General features: G+C 72.3%; 14 protein-coding genes. 4 read left to right on the top strand and 10 right to left on the bottom strand.

Translation table 11 applies throughout. The features are described 5' to 3' along the window. Positions 1-20: 20 nt before the first annotated feature. A complete protein-coding gene (locus NZH93_RS21895) occupies positions 21-686 on the top strand; it encodes a hypothetical protein (protein ID WP_259625020.1) in 666 nt (221 codons plus the stop codon). Between the two features lie 4 nt (positions 687-690). Here NZH93_RS21895 and NZH93_RS21890 read toward each other — a convergent pair whose 3' ends face one another. After that, positions 691-2,406: an IlvD/Edd family dehydratase gene (locus NZH93_RS21890; protein ID WP_259625019.1), complete on the bottom strand. Its 1,716-nt coding sequence runs from the start codon at positions 2,404-2,406 to the stop codon at positions 691-693. Positions 2,407-2,485: 79 nt separating this feature from the next. Here NZH93_RS21890 and NZH93_RS21885 point away from each other — a divergent pair, with 79 nt between their 5' ends. Beyond that, positions 2,486-4,018: a serine/threonine-protein kinase gene (locus NZH93_RS21885; protein ID WP_259625018.1), complete on the top strand. Its 1,533-nt coding sequence runs from the start codon at positions 2,486-2,488 to the stop codon at positions 4,016-4,018. Positions 4,019-4,024: 6 nt separating this feature from the next. On the opposite strand, the gene NZH93_RS21880 is transcribed toward NZH93_RS21885, so the two are convergent. The 3 genes from NZH93_RS21880 to NZH93_RS21870 are packed head-to-tail and all read right to left on the bottom strand — an operon-like array spanning position 4,025 to position 6,751. Then, positions 4,025-5,050 carry an NAD(P)-dependent alcohol dehydrogenase gene (locus tag NZH93_RS21880; RefSeq protein ID WP_259625017.1) on the bottom strand — a complete coding sequence of 342 codons (1,026 nt, stop codon included), beginning with the start codon at positions 5,048-5,050 and terminating at the stop codon, positions 4,025-4,027. Next, positions 5,047-5,763: an iron-sulfur cluster assembly protein gene (locus NZH93_RS21875; protein WP_259625016.1), complete on the bottom strand. Its 717-nt coding sequence runs from the start codon at positions 5,761-5,763 to the stop codon at positions 5,047-5,049. Before NZH93_RS21875 ends, NZH93_RS21880 begins: the two co-directional genes overlap by 4 nt. Position 5,764: 1 nt before the next feature. Then, positions 5,765-6,751, bottom strand: a complete 987-nt coding sequence (locus tag NZH93_RS21870; protein WP_259625015.1) for an amidohydrolase family protein — start codon at positions 6,749-6,751, stop codon at positions 5,765-5,767. A gap of 178 nt (positions 6,752-6,929) precedes the next feature. Between NZH93_RS21870 and NZH93_RS21865 the strand changes: the two genes are divergently transcribed. Then, a complete protein-coding gene (locus NZH93_RS21865) occupies positions 6,930-8,420 on the top strand; it encodes an AAA-type ATPase lid domain-containing protein (protein WP_259625014.1) in 1,491 nt (496 codons plus the stop codon). On the opposite strand, the gene NZH93_RS21860 is transcribed toward NZH93_RS21865, so the two are convergent. The 3 genes from NZH93_RS21860 to NZH93_RS50755 all read right to left on the bottom strand — a co-directional run bounded on the left by NZH93_RS21860 (position 8,421) and on the right by NZH93_RS50755 (position 12,581). Then, entirely contained in the window at positions 8,421-9,035 is a 615-nt protein-coding gene (locus NZH93_RS21860; RefSeq protein ID WP_259625013.1) for a DJ-1/PfpI family protein, read from the bottom strand. A 70-nt stretch (positions 9,036-9,105) separates the two neighbouring features. Continuing rightward, entirely contained in the window at positions 9,106-9,531 is a 426-nt protein-coding gene (locus NZH93_RS21855; RefSeq protein WP_259625012.1) for a MarR family winged helix-turn-helix transcriptional regulator, read from the bottom strand. Positions 9,532-9,563: 32 nt separating this feature from the next. Continuing rightward, complete coding sequence (locus tag NZH93_RS50755) at positions 9,564-12,581, bottom strand: MGH1-like glycoside hydrolase domain-containing protein (protein WP_259625011.1); 3,018 nt, start codon at positions 12,579-12,581, stop codon at positions 9,564-9,566. A 450-nt stretch (positions 12,582-13,031) separates the two neighbouring features. Here NZH93_RS50755 and NZH93_RS21845 point away from each other — a divergent pair, with 450 nt between their 5' ends. Continuing rightward, entirely contained in the window at positions 13,032-14,162 is a 1,131-nt protein-coding gene (locus NZH93_RS21845) for a S1 family peptidase (RefSeq protein ID WP_372506740.1), read from the top strand. A 57-nt stretch (positions 14,163-14,219) separates the two neighbouring features. Here the strand turns inward: NZH93_RS21845 and NZH93_RS21840 are convergent, their stop codons facing one another. The 3 genes from NZH93_RS21840 to NZH93_RS21830 all read right to left on the bottom strand — a co-directional run bounded on the left by NZH93_RS21840 (position 14,220) and on the right by NZH93_RS21830 (position 17,877). After that, positions 14,220-15,329, bottom strand: coding sequence for an RICIN domain-containing protein (locus NZH93_RS21840; protein ID WP_259625010.1), 1,110 nt, complete (start codon positions 15,327-15,329; stop codon positions 14,220-14,222). 235 nt (positions 15,330-15,564) lie between these two features. Then, entirely contained in the window at positions 15,565-17,550 is a 1,986-nt protein-coding gene (locus NZH93_RS21835; protein ID WP_259625009.1) for a HelD family protein, read from the bottom strand. Positions 17,551-17,664: 114 nt separating this feature from the next. Then, entirely contained in the window at positions 17,665-17,877 is a 213-nt protein-coding gene (locus NZH93_RS21830) for a tautomerase family protein (RefSeq protein WP_259625008.1), read from the bottom strand. Positions 17,878-17,992 lie beyond the last annotated feature (115 nt).

Below are 17,992 nucleotides of genomic sequence, written 5' to 3'. Positions count from 1 at the left end.
CGCGCACTACGCTGCGCGCCATGACCTGGCTGATCCGCTTCGCCCTGTGCCTCCCCCTGCTGGTCGCGGGCTGCGGCTCGTCGGAGGGCGGCGGCGCGGCCACGTCCGCCGCGCCGGACGACACCGGGGCGGTGCACAAGGCGTTCGAGACCTACACGAAGGCCGCGCTGGCCAAGGACGGCGCGACCGCGCAGGGGGTGCTGGCGGACACGGTGTCGAAGTACTACGACGACGCGCGCAAGCTGGCGTTGACGGCCACCGACGACCAGCTCACGGGGATCTCCTCGACGCAGCGGCTCACCGTGTACGTGCTGCGGGCCGAGGTGGAGCCCGCCCTGCTGCGCGACGGGTCGCCCGCCGACCTGCTGAGGACCTCGTTCGACAAGGGCCTCGTCGGGGAGGCCGGGATCGCCGAACTGGCGCTCGGCAAGGTGAATGTCACCGGGGACAAGGCCAGCGCGCAGGCGGTGGTCGGTGGCGAGGCCGCGCCGTACACGGTCGACTTCATCCGCGAGCAGGGCGTGTGGAAGGTCGACATCGCGCCGTTGATGACGCTGGCCGACGAGGGGTTCGCCGAGGCGGCCAAGCAGCAGGGCACGACCGTCAACGCGATGATCGACGGCGTCCTGGTGACCAAGTACGGGCCGGAGAAGGCCGCCGCCCTGCACCAGCCGGTGGCGGGCTGAGCGGTCAGTGGGACTCGCGGGAGACGTCCGACCCGCTCGCCCCGGTGAGGAAGTCGAGGTCCGCGCCCGTGTTGGCCTGCTGCACGGTCCGCACGTAGAGGCGTTCCCAGCCCCGCTGGGGGTTCGCGAACGCGGCCACCGTGGCCGGGTCCGGGGTGCGCAGCGCCAGCTCGTCGCCGGGGACGTCCAGGTCGAGGCGGCGGGCCTCGATGTCCAGGACGATGAAGTCGCCGGTCCGGACCAAGGCGAGCGGGCCGCCAGCCGCCGCCTCCGGGGAGACGTGCAGGACGACCGTGCCGTAGGCGGTACCGCTCATCCGGCCGTCGCAGACCCGGACCATGTCGCGCACGCCCTGCTGGAGCAGCTTCCGGGGCAGCGGCATGTTCGCGACCTCCGGCATGCCGGGGTAGCCCTTCGGGCCGCAGCCGCGCAGGACGAGGACCGAGTCGGCGTCCACGTCGAGGTCCGGGTCGTCGATCCGGGCGTGCATGTCCTCGATCGAGTCGAACACGACCGCGCGGCCCCGGTGCTGGAGCAGGTGCTCGGAGGCCGCGGCGGGTTTCACCACGGCACCGTCGGGCGCGAGGTTGCCGTAGAGCACGGCGATGCCCGCGTGCGGCAGCAGCGGGTCGGCGCGGGGGCGGATGACCTCGCGGTCCCAGATCTCGGCGGTGTCGAGGTAGTCGACCAGCGGCTTGCCGGTGACGGTGATCGCCGTGGGGTCCAGGAGGTCCGAGACCTCCCGCAGCACGGCGTGCAGGCCGCCCGCGCGGAACAGGTCCTCCATCAGGAAGCGGCCCGCCGGTTGCAGGTCGACCAGCAGCGGGACGTCGGAGCCGGTGCGGTCGAAGTCGTCCTGGGACAGCTCGACGCCGAGCCTGCCCGCGATGGCCAGCAGGTGGACGACGGCGTTGGTGGACCCGCCGATCGCGGCCAGCGCGACGATCGCGTTGAGGAACGACCCCCGCGTCAGGACCGCGGCGGGCGTGCGCTGCTCGGCGACCATCTCGACGGCCAGCCTGCCGGTGTCGTGGGCGGCCTCCAGCAGTCGGCTGTCCGCCGCCGGGGTGCCCGCGAGACCGGGCAGGACCATGCCCAGCGCTTCGGCGACCAGCCCCATCGTGGAGGCGGTGCCCATGGTGTTGCAGTGGCCGCGGCTGCGGATCATCGACGACTCGGACTTCGTGAACGCCTCCTGCGACAGCGTGCCCGCGCGGACCTCCTCCGACAGCCGCCACACGTCCGTGCCGCAGCCCAGCGGCACACCCCGGAACGTGCCGGTGAGCATCGGACCACCCGGCACGACCACGGCGGGCAGGCCCACGGACGACGCCGCCATGAGCAGCGACGGGATGGTCTTGTCGCAGCCTCCGAGCAGGACCACGCCGTCGACCGGGTTGGCGCGGAGCATCTCCTCGGTCGCCATCGCGGCCATGTTGCGCCACAGCATCGCCGTCGGGCGGACCAGCGTCTCCCCCAGCGACACGACCGGCAGGTTCAACGGGATGCCACCGGCCTCGTAGACACCCTGCTTGACGCTCTCCGCCACCTCGTTCAGGTGCGCGTTGCACGGGGTCAGGTCGGACGCCGTGTTGGCGATGGCGATGTGCGGACGGCCGTCGAACGCATGGGCCGGGAGACCCCGGCGCATCCACGCCCGGTGGATGTAGGCGTTGCGGTCGTCTCCCGCGTACCACTGGGAACTGCGCTGCTCAGGCATCGCCAGCCACCTTCCGACCACGACGTCGACCGTGATCACAGCCTAGTCGTGGAGAGGGATGACCACGTAGCTTCTGATCGTGCCGGAACGGGATGAGGTCATCGCTGGGCGCTACCGGCTCGTGTCGCAGCTCGGACGAGGAGCCGCCGGGGTCGTCTGGCGGGCCCAGGACGAGCGGTTGGCGCGGGTCGTCGCGGTCAAGTTCTTCACGGCCACCGGATCGCCGGACGCCGTCGAGCGGGTCGTGCGGGAAGGGCGGATCGCCGCGCGGCTGCGGCACCCGCACGTGGTGACCGTGCACGACGTGGTCGAACACGGTGGGACGCCGTGCCTGGTGATGGAGTACGTGCCGTCGAAGACGCTGGCCGAGATGATCGACGAGCGCGGACCGCTGCCGGAGGCACTGGTGGTGGGCGTCGGGTGGCAGGTGGCGTCGGCGCTGGCCGCGGCGCACGCGGCGGGGATCGTGCACCGGGACGTCACGACGTTCAACGTCCTGGTGGCCGACGACGGGACCGCGAAGGTCGTCGACTTCGGCATCTCCCGTGCGATCGGCGAGGGCACCGTGACCGAGGCGCGGGTCGTCGTCGGCACGCCCGCGTTCCTCTCGCCGGAGGTGGCGTCGGGGCACGGCGCGGTGTTCGCGTCCGACGTGTACTCCCTCGGCGCGACGCTGTACGCGGCGCTGGAGGGCCACCCGCCGTTCGGGACGGCCGACGACAACCCGTACGCGCTGCTGCGGCGCGTGGCGGAGGGGCAGGTGGCGCCGCCGCGGTTCCCCGGTCCGCTGGGTGACGTGCTGGGGCGCGTCCTGCGGCGCGACCCGGCGGAACGGCCGACGATGGCCGAGACGTACGGGCTGCTGGACGCGGTCGTCCAGGGCCTCCCGCTGCCGGGGGCGGAACCGCCCGAGGACGCCCGGCTGAGCGGTGAGCTGCCGCCACCCGAGGACGCCCGGCCGACCGGCGAGGCACCACCGCCCGAGGACACGCGGCAGATCAGCCAAGCACCGCCACCCGAAGGCACACGGTCACCCGAGGACACGCGGCCGATCGACCAAACACCGCCACCTGAGGACACGCGGCCGATCGGCCAAGCGCCACCGCCCGACCGCCCGGCCGACGGCACGCGGTCGCTCCCCGTGCCGCGCGGCGTGCCGTGGCGGAAGGTCGCGCTGGCGACCGGTGCGGCGGCCCTCGTCGCCGTCGGGGTCGTGGTCGGCGTCTCCCTCCGGAGCGATCCCCCGGCGGGCGACGCCCAGCCCGCTCCGACCAGCACCTCCGCGAGCACCACCAGCACCCCGCCACCGGCCGGGTGCGCCGCCCTGCTCCGGGTCACCAACTCCTGGCCCGACGGCTACCAGGCCGAGGTGGTCGTGCGCAACGCGAGCGACCGGGCGCTCGCGGGCTGGACGCTGACCTGGCCCCAACCGGCGGCCAACGTGATCAACAACCTGTGGAACGGCGTCCTCACCAAGGGCGCGGGCTCGGTGACGGTCACCAGCGCCGACTACAACGCCGCCCTGCCCGTGGACGGGACCACCACCCTGGGCTTCACCGCGGGTGGCCCGGCGGCCGAGCCGCCGGACGTGACCTGCACGTCCGGCGGCTGACCCCGGTCACGGGACCAGGATCGCCCGACCTCGGACGCGTCCGGCCCCGAGGTCGTCCAAGGCGTCCTGGAACCGGTCGAGCGGGTACTTCTCGGTGTGCAGTTTCACCCGGCCCTGCGCGGCCAGGACCATCAGCTCGCACAGGTCGGTGTAGGAGCCGACGAGGTTGCCGATGAAGTTGATCTCGGTAGAGATGACGTCGATGGTGGGGACGTCGATGTTCTCGCCGTAGCCGACCACGTGGTAATCGCCCGCGCGGCGCAGCACGGCGATCCCGTCCGCCGTGGCGCCGCCCTCGCCGACGAAGTCGACCACCGTCTCGGCGCCCTGCCCCCCGGTCAGCTCCAGCACCTGCTCGACGTGCGAGCCGTCGGCCACGACGCCGTGGTCGGCGCCGATGGACACCGCGAGCTTCACCGCGTCGGGGTTGCGGTCCACGACGATCAGCTCGGCCGCCGTGATCGCCTTGAGCACCTGGACGCCGATGTGGCCCAGCCCGCCCGCGCCGATGACCACGCACCGGTCACCGGGGCGCAGCCTGCGGGACGCCTTCGCCGCCGCGTGGTACGCCGTAAGGCCCGCGTCGGCCAGTGCCGCCACGTCCGACGGCTCCAAGGAGTCGTCGATCCGGACGACGCTGCGCGCGGACGTCTTCAGGTAGTCGGCGTAGCCGCCCGCCGTGTCGATGCCGGGGAACCGGGAGTCCGCGCAGTGCACGTCGTCGCCGGAGCGGCAGGCGCGGCACAGGCCGCAGGTGATCAGCGGGTGCACGATGACCTTGTCGCCCTCGGCGACGTTGGTGACCGCGCTGCCCACCGCGTGCACCCAGCCCGCGTTCTCGTGGCCGATCGTGTACGGCAGGACCACACCGGACTTCCGCTCCCACTGGCCTTCGAGGATGTGGATGTCGGTGCGGCACACGCCCGCCCCGCCGATCCGCACGACCACGTCGAACGGGCCGGTGACCTCGGGTGCGGGGACCTCGGTGAGCCGCAACGGCTCGTGGTACCCGGTGACCTGGACTGCCCTCATGACGCTTTCGCCTCCGTCGTCTCGTCGTCTTGTGCGCGTGCGGTCTGGTCGGCTGCCGAGTCCGGGTAGCGGGTGCGCAGCAGGCCGCGGCAGAAGTGGGCGTTGCCGTCGATGGAGATCCGGACCGACCGGGCGAACCGCAGCCGCAGCGGGACCTCCTCGCGCGGGTAGGGGTCGCCGTGGTCGTCGACGAGCACCGGCGCCGCCGGGTCGGTGCTCAGGCCGAGTGCCGCGCGTCGGGCCAGCAGGGCGCGGGCGTTCGGGGTGTCCGGCAGGTCGGCCAGGGTGATGTCGTGCGGTTCGACGTCGCCCCCGAGCAGCCCGGTGAGCACCCGTTCCATCGCGGCCGTGTGGGCCTTGCGGCGGAACGTGAGCCGCAGGTCCTCCAGGTCCTTGTCCGCCTCCGCGCCGAAGGTGCCCCGGTAGCCCGCGTCCGCGGCCAGTCCGCGGTTGATGATCTCCGAGTCGTGGTGGTCGTCCAGCAGGACCACCACGGTCCTGGCGAGCGGTGCGAGGGCGTCCTTGGCGTCGGACGCCATCAGGTAGGCGAAGTTCGGCGAGCAGAACGACGTCGGCAGTCGCAAGTGGACGGTGATCGCGCCGTCGTCGGCCTCCAGCGACCGGACGAAACCGAGGTCGGTGATGGGCTCGTCCAGTTCGGGGTCGAACACGCCGTCCAACGCCCGGCGCGCGGCTTCCGCGAGCGGGCCCACGTCAGACCGCCGCCCGCTCGACGGCGGGTACCGCGATGTCGTACATGGCCGCCGCGTTGAGCCCGAGGATCTTCCTCTTCTGGTCGGGGGTGATCGGCGCGTACTCCGTCATGTCCTCGGGGATCTGGAAGTCCACGAACTTCTCGATCAGCCACTTCGGCGTCCACAGCGCGTAGTCGCTGGAGAACTGGATCCGGTCCTCGCCGATCCAGTACAGCAGTTCGCCGATGATCTGGGCGAAGTAGCGCGGCCGGGTGTGGATGAACGGCATCGCGACGGCGAGACCGGCGTGCACGTTCGGCTCCTGCGTGGCGATCCAGCAGAAGTCCTCCAGCCGGGGCAGTCCGCAGTGCTCCACCACGAAGTTCAGCTCGGTGAAGTCCGTCGCCGCCTTGTCGACGTCGGCCACGTCGAACGCGTCGCGGTCCAGCGGCCGGATCGTGGGTCCCTTGTGGACGTGGATGTTCCTGATCCCGAGTTCCTGGCACGCCTCGAAGTACCGGTAGGCCCACGGGTCGTCGAGCTTCCAGCCGCGCGAGTCGCCCTGCCACTCGGCCGTGTAGAGCTTGACGCCCTTGAGCCCGAACCGCTCCGCGTCCCGCTTGAGCTGATCGAGCCCGGCCTGCTCGAAGCGCGGGTCCCAGTAGTGGTTGTAGGTCAGCTTGTCCGGGTGCGCCTGGGTGAGGGCGAAGGCTTCCTCGGTCTGGCCGAACCCGGTCGCGTAGAACGCGCCGAGCCGGGCGGGCTGGAAGATCGCGTGGTCGACGTACCCGTCGGTGAACAGGTCCTTCATCAGCCGGTCGCCGCCCTGGTAGAGGTACTCCTCGTACGACCAGAGCTCCGACGCCGGGCTGAGGTTGCGGTGGTAGTCGTAGAAGCAGTCGATGAACTGCTTGCCGTGGACGTTGAGCCGGTTCTCCTGGCGGGCGTCCCAGAGCGCCACGTGGGCGTCGACGATGAAGTAGTCCTCGCCATCCTTGCTGTACATGCGCGTCCTCCGCGTCCGTGACGGCTGTGGCACGTTCGACAGCGACGGTAGGCAGGTCACCGCAGGTGGGACCCCCCTCAGGTGTCTCAGTTTGAGACACCGCGAGCGTGCCGGACCGCGCTCGGCCGCAGTACCTTGGACCAGGTGGGCGCACCGGAGCGCCCCTGTGGAGGTCACCGTGGAGAACCACCGGCTCCCGCCACGGACCCACGTCGCCCCGTCGTTCGAGGGGCGGCGCGCGGCGGCGGAGATCGCGCCGCGGCTGCTCGCCTCGTGGCAGCGCAGCGAGCGCTACGGCGTGTCGACCGACGAGGTCCAGCCCGTGTTCACCGGCTCGGTCGACACCGGGTCGCTGTTCTACGAGTGCGGGAACGAGGTCCTGCGCGGCCTCCAGAGGACGCTGGCCACCGAACCGGTGAGCCTGATGATCACCGACAGCACCGGTCTCGTGCTGAGCAGGCTGTGCAACGACGTGACGATCAACCGGTCGCTCGACCGGGTCCACTTGGCGCCGGGGTTCTCGTTCGCCGAGCGGGACGCCGGGACCAACGGCCTCGGGCTCGCGCTGGCCGACCGCACCCCGACGCTGGTGCGGGCCGCCGAGCACTACTGCACCGGCCTACAGGGGTACACCTGCGCCGCCGTGCCGGTGCTGGACCCCATCACCGGTGAGCTGGCGGGCAGCGTCAACCTCACCACCTGGTCGGACTCGTCGTCGGAGCTGCTGCTCGCGCTGGCGCAGGCCGCCGCGGGCAACACGGCCGCGTTGATGCTGGCCCGCTCCACCGGGCGCCGGAGCCGCCCGGCTCCTCGGGGCGAGGTGTTCCGGGTCTACTCGGACCGGTTCCAGGTCCACGACGACGCGGTCCACGCCCGGTCGACCGGCTGGACCGACGCGCTGGCGCAGGCGCGCACGGCGTTGGAGGGCGGCCGGGTCGTCGCGGTCGTCGGCGAGCCGGGAGTCGGCAAGACATCGCTGGTCTCGTTGGCGCGCAAGGAGGTCCTGGCGCGGGAGCGGGTGCTCAGCGCCCGGCCGCCCGCACCGGAGGACGTCGACGCGTGGCTCACGCTGTGGACGCCGGAGCTGGGCAAGGAGAGCACCTGCGTGATCGTGTCGGGCGTGGACGCCCTGCCCGCGTGGGCGGCGACCGAGCTGGCGCGGATGTTCACCGCCGCGCGCCGCGCCGACGGCCTCCAGCCGTTCGTCCTCACCGCCGAGCACTACTCCGCGATCCCCGAGGCCCTCAGCCCGCTGGTCGACGCCGTGGTGGAGGTGCCCGCCCTGCGGTTCCGGCCGGAGGACGTGCTGCCGCTGGCCCACCACTTCGCGCACCGGGACCGCGGCCGGGCGATCACGTTCACCTCGGCCGCGACCCGCGCGCTGCTGTCCTGCGGTTGGCCGGGGAACGTCAAGCAGCTCCGCCGGGTCGTGCGGGACGCCGCGGCCCGGACGGACGTCGTGGACACCCACCACCTGCCCGCCGAGGTGTTCACCGGGACCGGGCACCGGCTCGGCCGCATCCAGGCGCTGGAGCGGGACGAGATCGTGCGGTGCCTGACCGAGCGCGGGGCGACCGTCGTGAGCGCCGCCGTGGAGCTGGGCCTGAGCCGCGCGACCCTGTACCGCAAGATCGCCCAGTACGGCATCAGGGTGCCCGGCCGGACCTGATCACGCGCGCCAGACCGTGCCCCGGCGCTCGTGCTCCAGCACGGTCTCGATCCGCTGCGCCGCCTTGGCGCCCGCGTGCCGCTCCACCAGCCACAGCGCGGCGTCGATGCCGGACGTGATGCCGCCCGCGGTGATCAGCGTGCCGTCGTCCACCACGCGGGCGTCGACCACGACACCGCCCTGCGCGGCGAGGTCCGCCTTGGCGCGCGAGTGCGTCGTGCACGGCCGTCCCCTGGTCAGCCCGGCGGCGGACAGCACCATCACGCCGGTGCACACGCCCACCGGCAGCACCTCGGCCGCCGCCAGCCTGGTGAGGAACTCCCGGTCCGCGATCAGGGGGTTCACCCCCGGCCCGGTCTTGTCGCCGTACCCACCGCCCGGCACGACCAGCACGTCCGCGTCCTGCGGCGACCACCCGGTCGGCACGTCGATCCTGGTGCCGTAGCGCGCGGTCACCCGGCCCGGCTCACCGGTCGTCACCTGCGACACCCGCACCACGCCGGAGCTCGACGCCAGCCCGAGCACTTCGAGCGGCCCGGCGAAGTCCTGCTCCTCGACCCCGTCGAACAGCAGGACCTGCACGCGCAGCGGTTCGGCGGACGGACGTGGTTCCACAGTGGCTCCCGTGTGCTCGGTGGCAAGTGCTCACCCACAGGTCGGCCACCGGGCCGCGATGGTTCCCGCGTCAGCGCGCCGCGTCGAGCACCTTGCCCAGCAGCCGGTGCAACTGCTGCTGCTCCCGCTCCCCCAGCGACGCGAACGGCGACCGCTCGTACGCGCCCGCGAGCAGCCGCTCGCGAACCCCCTCACCCGCCTCGGTGAGCACGAGCGTCCGGACGCGGCCGTCCGCCGGGTGGGACGCGCGGGCGGCCAGGCCCTTCTCCTCCAGCTTGGCGCTGAGCAGGGTGATGTTCGACGGGTCGCACTTGAGCCGCGCGGCGAGCTGCCGCAGCGACAGCGGCTCGACGGCCGGGTCGACGAGCCAGAGCAGGTTGGCCTGCGACTCGGTCAGCCCTTCCGCCTCGACGACGTCCCTGGTCATGCCGACCACCAGCGTGGTGAGGCCGATGACCTGCTCGACCAGCCGCGCGTTCGTCTCGTGCGTGCCCATGCCGCGAGCGTACTGCTTGAGCCCCTCATCCATCAGGACGCCGGACCGCGGCCGAGCACCGTCATCCGGTCGAGTGCGAGCGTGCCGGAGGTGAGCCGGACGCCGATGGCCGGGGACCACGTCGCCCGCTGCTCCGGCGTGACCGCCGTGCCGTACGGCGCGGTCCGCAGCAGCCGCCACGTGCTGCCGTGGCCCAGCCAGCTCGTCATGGTCGAGGTGCCGAACACGACGGCGATCCGGTCGCCCGGAGCCCACGTCACGTCGGCGCAGCACCCGCCGGTGGCGCTGTCGCCGAAGTCGCGACCGCCGACCCGCACGTCGACACCGGAGGTGTGGGAGCTGTTGTTGTACCAGGACAGGACGAGGTCGTCCGATCCTGCGGCGACGCCCGCCAGCACGCTGTCCTCCGGGGACGCGCCGGTGAACGACGACGGCGTCAGCACCACCGCGAGGTCGCCCGGCGGCGCCTTCACCGGCGCGACGAGCACCGCGGCGGACTGGCGGCCCGCGGCGGTCGCGGTCAACGTCCCCGCGGAGACGCCGACCGCCGGAGCGGGTTCACCGAAGCGCGCTCCGACCTGGTAGGCCCGCGCGCTGTCGAACCCGTCCTCCCACACCACGGTCGCGAAGTCCGCCGGGTCGAAGACCGCCTCGGCCTGGACGAGGTCACCCGTCGTGCGGCCCCCGGTGGTCGCCACCAGCAGCCGGACCGGCGCGCGGGTGCCGGGGGTGAGCGACGCGGGCGCCGTCACGGTCCAGCGCAGTTCCGCCGGACGGCCGGGCGTGACGAACCGGGGGCCGACGGAGGTGGCCTTCCAGCCCGCGGGCACCTGGAGTTCCGGGCGGACGGTGAGCGGCGTCGTGGTGCGGACCGTGGCCTTGACCTCGGTGGTGCTGCCCGACTTCACGTGCAGCAGCCCGCCGTCGGCACCCCGGAACGCCACGCTCACCCGGCTGTCCTCCGGCCGCCACGACTGGAGCGCGGTGATGCCCACGGCGCCGCCGTCCATCCTGGTCGGACGGACGCGCAGCGCGCTCGTGAGCACCGCGGGTTCGACCACCACGCGGTTGAGGCGACCGCGTTCCGGCACCGCCGGGGTTCTGGTCTGCCCCGGCACGGCGACCCAGGAACCGTTGGGAGCGCGGTACTCCAGGGCGTAGGCGTCGGGGGTGCGCACTCCCCCACCGTCGTCGTAGAAGGACACCCGCACGTCCGACACCCGCGTCGGGGCGCCGAGGTCGACCGCGAGCCAGTCCTCCCGGTTGGGGCTGCCCCACGTGGTCCAGCGGGTGGTGGGCACGTCGAGGTGGAAGTCCTGGCCGTCGACCGCCTCGGTCGGGCTGTCCGCGGACCACGAGTACGAGGCCGTCGCCGTTGCGGCGTTGGCGAGGTCGTCGACCAGCGGGGTCGCGGCGGAACCCCGGCCCTGCTTCACCTTCACGTCGACGGCGCGCAGGTCGGACTGGCGGTGCACGAGCGCGCCGTCGACCCAGACGCGCAACCCGGCGCCCTGGCCGTAGGTCTTGCCGTCGCGGTCCCACACCACCGACAGGTTCCGGCCGTGGTACGGCACGTTCTCCACCGCGAAGTGGTCCCAGCCGTCCGGCACCAGCGGTGCCAGCCGCACCCGGTCACCCTGCTGGGGACGGATGCCGAGCAGGCCCGAGAGCACCAGGTCGTTGAACGTCGAGTGGTTGTAGTCCTCGCTGTGCCCGCGGCCGTCGTAGATCCAGCGGTCCTCGTCGGGGTGGTGCGCCTCCGCCACGTACGGGGCGCCGTTCTTGCGCTGCGTGGCCGCGTAGCCGCGCAGCACGTCGTAGTAGTCCTGGCGGTCCACGGCGGACTGCGCCGGGTAGTCCGCGAGCAGGTTGGCCATCGCGGTCAGCGTCTGGCTCGTGGCGTACGGCCAGCTCGGGCCGGACCAGCGGCAGCAGCCCTTGAGGGCGTCGTGCATGTACCACGGGCTGCGGCGCTCCACCGTCGTCGGGCCGTAGGGCGCGGCGAAGCCGGAGGGGTCGGTGAGCTGGTTCCACGCCGCGGAGTTCGCGGCCGGTGCCATGTGGAAGTACCAGGGGATGAAGCCGATCTGCTCGCGGTCGGCGAGCTTGGTGCGGCCGGGGTTGTCGTCGCGGGCGACGTGCTTGTAGAACTGCCCGTCGGCGTCCCACAGCCGCTGCTCGACGGCGGTCTGGAGCGCTTTGGCGTCACGTTCGTACTCCTCCGCGCCACGGCGGTCGCCGCGCAGCCGCAGCAGGCTCGCGATGGCCTTGGCGTCGCCGTACTGGTAGGCGTTCAGCGTCGGCCGGAAGCCCGCGCCACCGTGGTAGGGGTCGCTGCTCTGGTAGGAGCTCGCGGTGTACTCCATGGCGTCCCAGACGGGGACCTGCCAGTACAGGCCGAGGTCGCGGTCGAACTGCGGCGACCACGTGTCCCACTGCTTCTCCAACTCCGGCAGCCGGTCGACGGCGAAGTCGAACCGGCCGTCCACCGACGCCCGCGCGACCATCGCGTCGGCGGCCCAGAACGAGTACTGGTGGGCCCAGTCGGTGGTGTTCTCGTTGAGGAAGTCGCTGGCGGGCTTGGGACCGGCACCGCTCCCCCTGAGCCAGTAGTCCAGGTAGTCGTCGAGGTAGCGGGTGTCGCGCAGCCAGCGGCCCTCGTAGACGTGGTGCCCGGCGGCGGCGACGATCCCGCCGCCCGGAGCGGAGTAGCCGACCGGGCCGAGGAACTCCGACACGATCCACCCGTCGTCCGGGCCGGTGTACTTCAGCGCCTCCTTGTAGGTGCGCCAGCGGTAGTAGTAGGTGTCCTCGATCGACCGGTCCGGCAGGTCGACGAACGGGATGTTGGCCTCGTACCACTCGGGTTCCACGAACCCGGCCAGCTTCGCGCGGTGGTCGAGCAGGGTGGTCCCCCGGCCGACCTCCGGGTACGTCGTCGGCGCGGCGGCCGTCGGCGCGGCGGTCACGGCGGGAACGCCGACCACCGCCGAGGCGGCGAACGCGAGCACGACGCCGAGTGCGCCGAGCCGGACTCGATGATCGCGCACAGCGGGCTCCCCAAGGTCGTCGGACTCAGCGTGGAGCGCCTGAAAGCGCACCGTCGCGCTGCCACCGCGATGTTTATAGCCGTCCGGATACAACGTTGTAAACAGCTCGGGCGAGCGGATCCCGTTCGACTTCGTCGATCATCGACCGGTCCGGAGCTGACCGGTTCACGGGCGCCGCTGCCCGGTTTCGGCCCGGTCACCCCCTCGCACTGGTCCGGACCACTGCCCGTTCGGGCAACCACCACAGAGTTCGGCTCGCAGGGATTGACGGGGACGCCCCGGCGTTGCGACAGTGGCCGACAGGGAAGTGGGAGCGCTCTCACTTCCCTGTCGGCGCCGTCGCCACCCGCCCTGGTCGCGGAGCCGTGCTCGCCCCCGCGACGCCGAACCCTCCTTCGTCGACGCGGGTCCCTGCGGTAGCACCGAAGGAGAACCATGCGCTGTAGCAGGATGACCAGGGTCGGTATGACCGGCCTGCTGGTGATGGGAATGGCACTGGGCCTCACGCCCACCTCGTCCGCCGCTCCCGCGGAGCCCGCGCTGTCGCCGGGGCTGGTCCAGGCCATGCGCCAGGACCTCGGCCTCGACGAGCAGCAGGCGAAGACCAGAATCCGCCAGGAGGCCACCGCCACGAAGATCGCGGACACCGCGACCACCGCGGCCGGTGACGCCTACGGCGGGAGCTGGTTCGACGCCGACAAGGGCAAGCTCGTCGTGGCGCTGACCGACCAGAGCAAGGCCCGCGCCGTGCGGGCCACCGGAGCCGAGACCACGACCGCGACGCACAGCGCGGCCAAGCTCGCCTCCGTCAAGACCGGCATCGACGGCCTGTCCAAGGCGAAGGCCGTTCCGGCCGGTGTCAGCGGCTGGCGGGTCGACGCCCGTCAGGGCGGCGTCGTCGTGGACGTCCAGCCCGGCGCCCGCACCGCCGAGGTCGACGCGTTCCTCGACACCGTCAAGAAGTCCGGCCCGGTCATCGTGAACACCGACGGCGTCCAGGCGCCGACGACGTTCGCGGCGGGCACGGTCGGCGGCGACCCGTACTACACCGGCAACGTGCGGTGCTCCATCGGCTTCTCCGTGCACGGCGGCTTCGTCACCGCCGGGCACTGCGGAGGTGGCGGCGCGGCCGTGTACGGCTGGGACCGCTCGTTCCAGGGCAACTTCGGCGGCTCCTCCTTCCCCGGCAACGACTACGCGTGGGTCCGCACCGGCGGCGGCTGGTGGAACGTGCCCGTCGTCCTCGGGTGGGGCCAGGTCAGCGACGCGCTCGTGCGCGGCTCGTGGGAAGCGCCTCCCGGCACGTCCGTGTGCCGGTCCGGCTCGACCACGCACTGGCACTGCGGCGTGATCCAGGGCCGCAACGAGACCGTCAACTACGCGCAGGGCGCCGTCTACGAGATGGTCGGCACCAGCGTGTGCGCCGAGGGCGGCGACTCCGGTGGCTCGTTCATCACCGGTGACCAGGCCCAGGGCGTGACCTCCGGCGGGTACGGCAACTGCTCCAGCGGCGGCCGCACCTGGTTCCAGCCGATCAACGAGATCCTCAGGGTCTACGGCTTGACGCTGCTCACCGCGTAGCAGCAAGGGAACGGGCCGCTCCGGGACAGTCCCGGAGCGGCCCGTTCCACTGTGGACCTAGCGCGCGGACCAGCGCTGCGCGCCGCTGCCGTTGCACTCGTACAACTGGACCAGCGTGCCGTTGGCGGTCTCGCCCGCCTTCACGTCCACGCACTTGTTCGACCCGGCGCCGACGATCGAGCCGTCGGTGTTGAAGGTGAACCGCTGCGCGGTCGTGCCGTTGCACGTGTAGATCTGCACCTTCGTGCCGTTCGCGGTGCCGTTGCCGTTCACGTCCAGGCAGCGGTCGCCGTACACCCGCAGCTCACCGGCCTCCGTCCGGGTCCAGCGCTGGTTCGCGCCCGCGTGGCAGTCGTACAGGACGGTCTGGGTGCCGTCCGTCGTGACCGCCCCGTAGACGTCCAGGCACCGGTTGGCCTGCGGGTTCGCCAGCAGCACCTCGGTGCCGACGGGCGGCGTCGCCACGGGGGTGAGGCTGCCGGGCACCGACTGGAGCGCCGAGTACCAGCGGGCCGCCATCTTGTCGTAGCCCCCCGCGTTCGGGTGCACGCCGTCGGCGAGGTCGGCGGTCGTGAGCGCGGAGTGCATGTCGACCAGGTGGGTTCGCGGTCCCTTCTGCGCCACGACACCGGGAACGGCGGCGTTGAACGCCCGCACCCGCGCCTCCTGCGTCGAGTCGCTCTCCGGCGTGATCTGCGCGACGAACAGCTCCACGATCGGCGCGTTGACCCGGATCTTGTCGATCAGCGCCGACAGCCGCGCGGGCGCGTTGGCCACGTCGTAGTTCTGGTTCATGTCGTTGGTGCCGATGTGCAGCAGGATCGTGCGCGGCGCCGACGTCCTCAGCCACCCGACGATGTTCGCGTCGAGCTGGTCGATCCTCCACCCCGAGTGGCCCTCGTGGTCGTGGTCGCCGAGGGCGGCGGGCCCGTTGAACCCGGACCCGACGAAGTCGACCGTCTTCCCGCCCGCGGCCATCCGCTGCCACAGGTCGATCCGGTAACCGCCCGGCACGTTGAACCCGTCGGTGATCGAGTCACCGAGCGGCATCACCCGCACGCCCCCGTTGGACTCGGCCGACGCGGACCCGGCCGAGGTCACCGCCAACCCGGCGACGAGCACGACCCCGAGCGCTGCGGCACCGAGCCGCTTGAGGTACCACCGCATACCTGGTCCTTTCGCTGAAAGGTTGTTGACCCACAACAGACCTTCGAGCTGCGGCGGCGACGATGTCAACGAACGGCGCCGGGTTCTGTCCACATTGTCAGTACCCGCCGCAGAACAGCGTCTGAACGGGGCATTCAGGTTCCGGGAAAGCGCCGTCCTCCCCTGCGGGGAACGAGATCGCGCGGTGGAAGTCCCTTGTGGAGAGGGCTCGCGGCGGACCGGAACCGGTCGTCGGTCAGCCCAGTCCCAGCAGGTCGGGCAGGTCGGCGGTGTGGACGATCGCCAGGTGGGAGATGGCCCTGGTCAACGCGACGTAGAGCAGTCGTGGCCCCACCTCGCCCTGGTCGAGCAGGCGGTGGGGGTCGACCAGCACCACGGTGTCGAACTCCAGCCCCTTCGCCTCGCCCGCGGGCACCAGCGCCAGCCTGCGCCGCCGGTCCAGCTCGTGCGGCAGCACCGGCTCGACGCCCTCGGCGGTCAACGCCGCGCGCAACGGCTCCGCGTCCGCGTCGGCGGTGATCACGCCGACGCCGCCCTTCTCCACCGGGAGGCCCTCCACCAGCTCGGCGATCACGCGGGCCACGCCGTCGGTGTCCGCCCGGAGCACGGTGACGGCGTCCTGGGCCGACCGGGCCGACGTCGTCGGCGGCAGGTCCGGCGCGACGTGGGCCAGCACGCGGTTGGCGATGTCCAGTACCTGCTGGGGCACGCGGTAGCTGGTGTCCAGGGTGACGACGTCACCGGCGTGGCCGAGTTCGGCGAGCACGTCGTCCCAGGTGGGCAGGCCCCACGCGGTGGTCTGCTGGGCCAGGTCGCCGAGCAGGGTGAGGGTGCCGGCGCAGCGGCGGCCCACCGCGCGCAACTGCATCGCGGACAGGTCTTGCGCTTCGTCGAGGACGACGTGGCCGGTGCGGGTCTGCTCGTCGAGCAGCCAGGCCAGCTCGTCCAGCAGCACGTGGTCCGCCGCCGTCCACCGCGCGCGGCGCGCCCTGGCAGGCGGCTCGGCCAACACCAGCGCGCGCTGCTCGTCCGGGGAGAGCACCCCGTCCGCGCACCGCGCGAGGTGCTCCGGGTCGGAGTAGAGGCGCAGCAGCACGTCGCCGGGCTTGAGCACCGGCCAGATCGACTCGACCAGGCCGCGGGCCTGCTTGGACCGGGCGAGCTTGCGGGTGGCGGTGTCGCTCGGGGCCCGGCCCCGCAGTTCCAGCTTGCGGCGCACGCGGTTGGCCACGCGGTCCCGCATGAGTTCCCTGGCGGGCCCGAAGGCGGTGCGGTCGGCGAGGAGGTCGCGGGCCAACACCTCCAGCTCCTCCGGGTGCACGCGGATGTACGGGCTGGTGTCGGTGACGAGGAAGTCCTCGGTCGGCCTGCCCACCTCCGACCACACGGCGCGGTGCAGCACCGTCGCCAAGCGCCGGTCGCCCTTCAGCGCCGCCACGGGCGGGTCCTCCGCCGCGGCCCGGCCCGCGCCGACAAGCCCGGCGACGGACACGTGACGGCAGTCGACCTCGCCCAGGGTGGGCAGCACGCGGGAGATGTGGTGCACGAACGTGTCGTTCGGGCCGACCACCAGCACCCCCCGCCTGCGGATCTGCTGGTGCTCGTAGAGCAGGTAGGCCGCGCGGTGCAGGCCGACGGCGGTCTTGCCCGTGCCCGGTCCGCCCTGCACGACCAGCGCGCGGGTGGCATCCCGCCGGACGACGTGGTCCTGGTCGGGCTGGATGGTCGCGACGATGTCGCGCATGGGCCCGTAGTGGGCCAACTCGATCTGCCGCCGCACGAAGTCGCTCAGGCCGTCGTCGAACTCCGGCGTCAGGTGCTCGTCGTCGTACCCGGTCATCGTGTCGTCGGAGAACCCGAACCGGCGACGGCGCACGACCTCCATCGGCTCCGCGCCGGTGGCCCGGTAGAACCTGGTGGCCATCCCGGTGCGCCAGTCGATCACCGCGGGCTCGTCGTCACCGTCGCCGACGTGCCGCCTGCCGATGTAGACCGGCTCGGGCAGCGGGCCGTCGATCCGGCCGAAGAACAGCGGCGCGTCGTCGCGGTCCTCCAACTGGAACGCCCGCCGGTACAGCCACGCGATCAGGTCGGGGTCGTCGCCGCGCGCCTCCATCGCCTTCGCCGACCGGAGCATCTCCTCGCGGTCGCGCGCCAAGCACTCCCGCGCGTACCGCAGCCGTTGCCGCTCGGCCTCGAACTCCCCCGCTGAAACGACCATGTCCCCGTCCCCCATCACCCGGTGCGCCGACAGCACTTCTACACGGGGGTGGGAGGAAAGCGGTAAGGGAATACCGCTTCCCGGCACGGCGTGCGACCGTGCCGGGAAGCGGTATCACGCGTGGGTGCCGCTCAGCTTGGCGAGCGTGAGCACCTGACCGCCGATGCCCCAGCCGCCGTCGGCGACCTCCTCGACGAGCACCATCGTGGTGGCGCGCGCCCGGTCGCCGAACGTCTCGGCGTACAGGTCGGACACCTTCGTGACGAGCACTTCCTTCTGCTCCGCCGTGAGCGTTCCGGCGGGCACCTTCAGGTTGGCGAACGGCATGATCTCTCCCCTTCCGAAGTGACCCCACGACCATGCCGCCGCCACGAGCGGGTAACCAGGCGCCGCTCACCCAGGGGTCGGCACCCCCTGGCTACGGGTGGCTCCCACCAGCACA

It is taken from the genome of Umezawaea endophytica (assembly GCF_025061645.1).
GTDB classification, from domain to species: domain Bacteria; phylum Actinomycetota; class Actinomycetes; order Mycobacteriales; family Pseudonocardiaceae; genus Umezawaea; species Umezawaea endophytica.
Note: the sequence above shows the minus strand (reverse complement) of the source record. Positions and strands in the feature narration are given on the sequence as shown.

What these genes read in the sequence shown, in the direction of transcription:
- NZH93_RS21835 (WP_259625009.1), bottom strand. Translation starts at nt 17,550, where the DNA reads ATGGTCGTTTCAGCGGGGGAGTTCGAGGCCGAGCGGCAACGGCTGCGG.
- NZH93_RS21895 (WP_259625020.1), top strand. Translation starts at nt 21, where the DNA reads ATGACCTGGCTGATCCGCTTCGCCCTGTGCCTCCCCCTGCTGGTCGCG.
- NZH93_RS21840 (WP_259625010.1), bottom strand. Translation starts at nt 15,329, where the DNA reads ATGCGGTGGTACCTCAAGCGGCTCGGTGCCGCAGCGCTCGGGGTCGTG.
- NZH93_RS21870 (WP_259625015.1), bottom strand. Translation starts at nt 6,751, where the DNA reads ATGTACAGCAAGGATGGCGAGGACTACTTCATCGTCGACGCCCACGTG.
- NZH93_RS21855 (WP_259625012.1), bottom strand. Translation starts at nt 9,531, where the DNA reads ATGGGCACGCACGAGACGAACGCGCGGCTGGTCGAGCAGGTCATCGGC.
- NZH93_RS21830 (WP_259625008.1), bottom strand. Translation starts at nt 17,877, where the DNA reads ATGCCGTTCGCCAACCTGAAGGTGCCCGCCGGAACGCTCACGGCGGAG.
- NZH93_RS21880 (WP_259625017.1), bottom strand. Translation starts at nt 5,050, where the DNA reads ATGAGGGCAGTCCAGGTCACCGGGTACCACGAGCCGTTGCGGCTCACC.
- NZH93_RS21890 (WP_259625019.1), bottom strand. Translation starts at nt 2,406, where the DNA reads ATGCCTGAGCAGCGCAGTTCCCAGTGGTACGCGGGAGACGACCGCAAC.
- NZH93_RS21845 (WP_372506740.1), top strand. Translation starts at nt 13,032, where the DNA reads ATGACCAGGGTCGGTATGACCGGCCTGCTGGTGATGGGAATGGCACTG.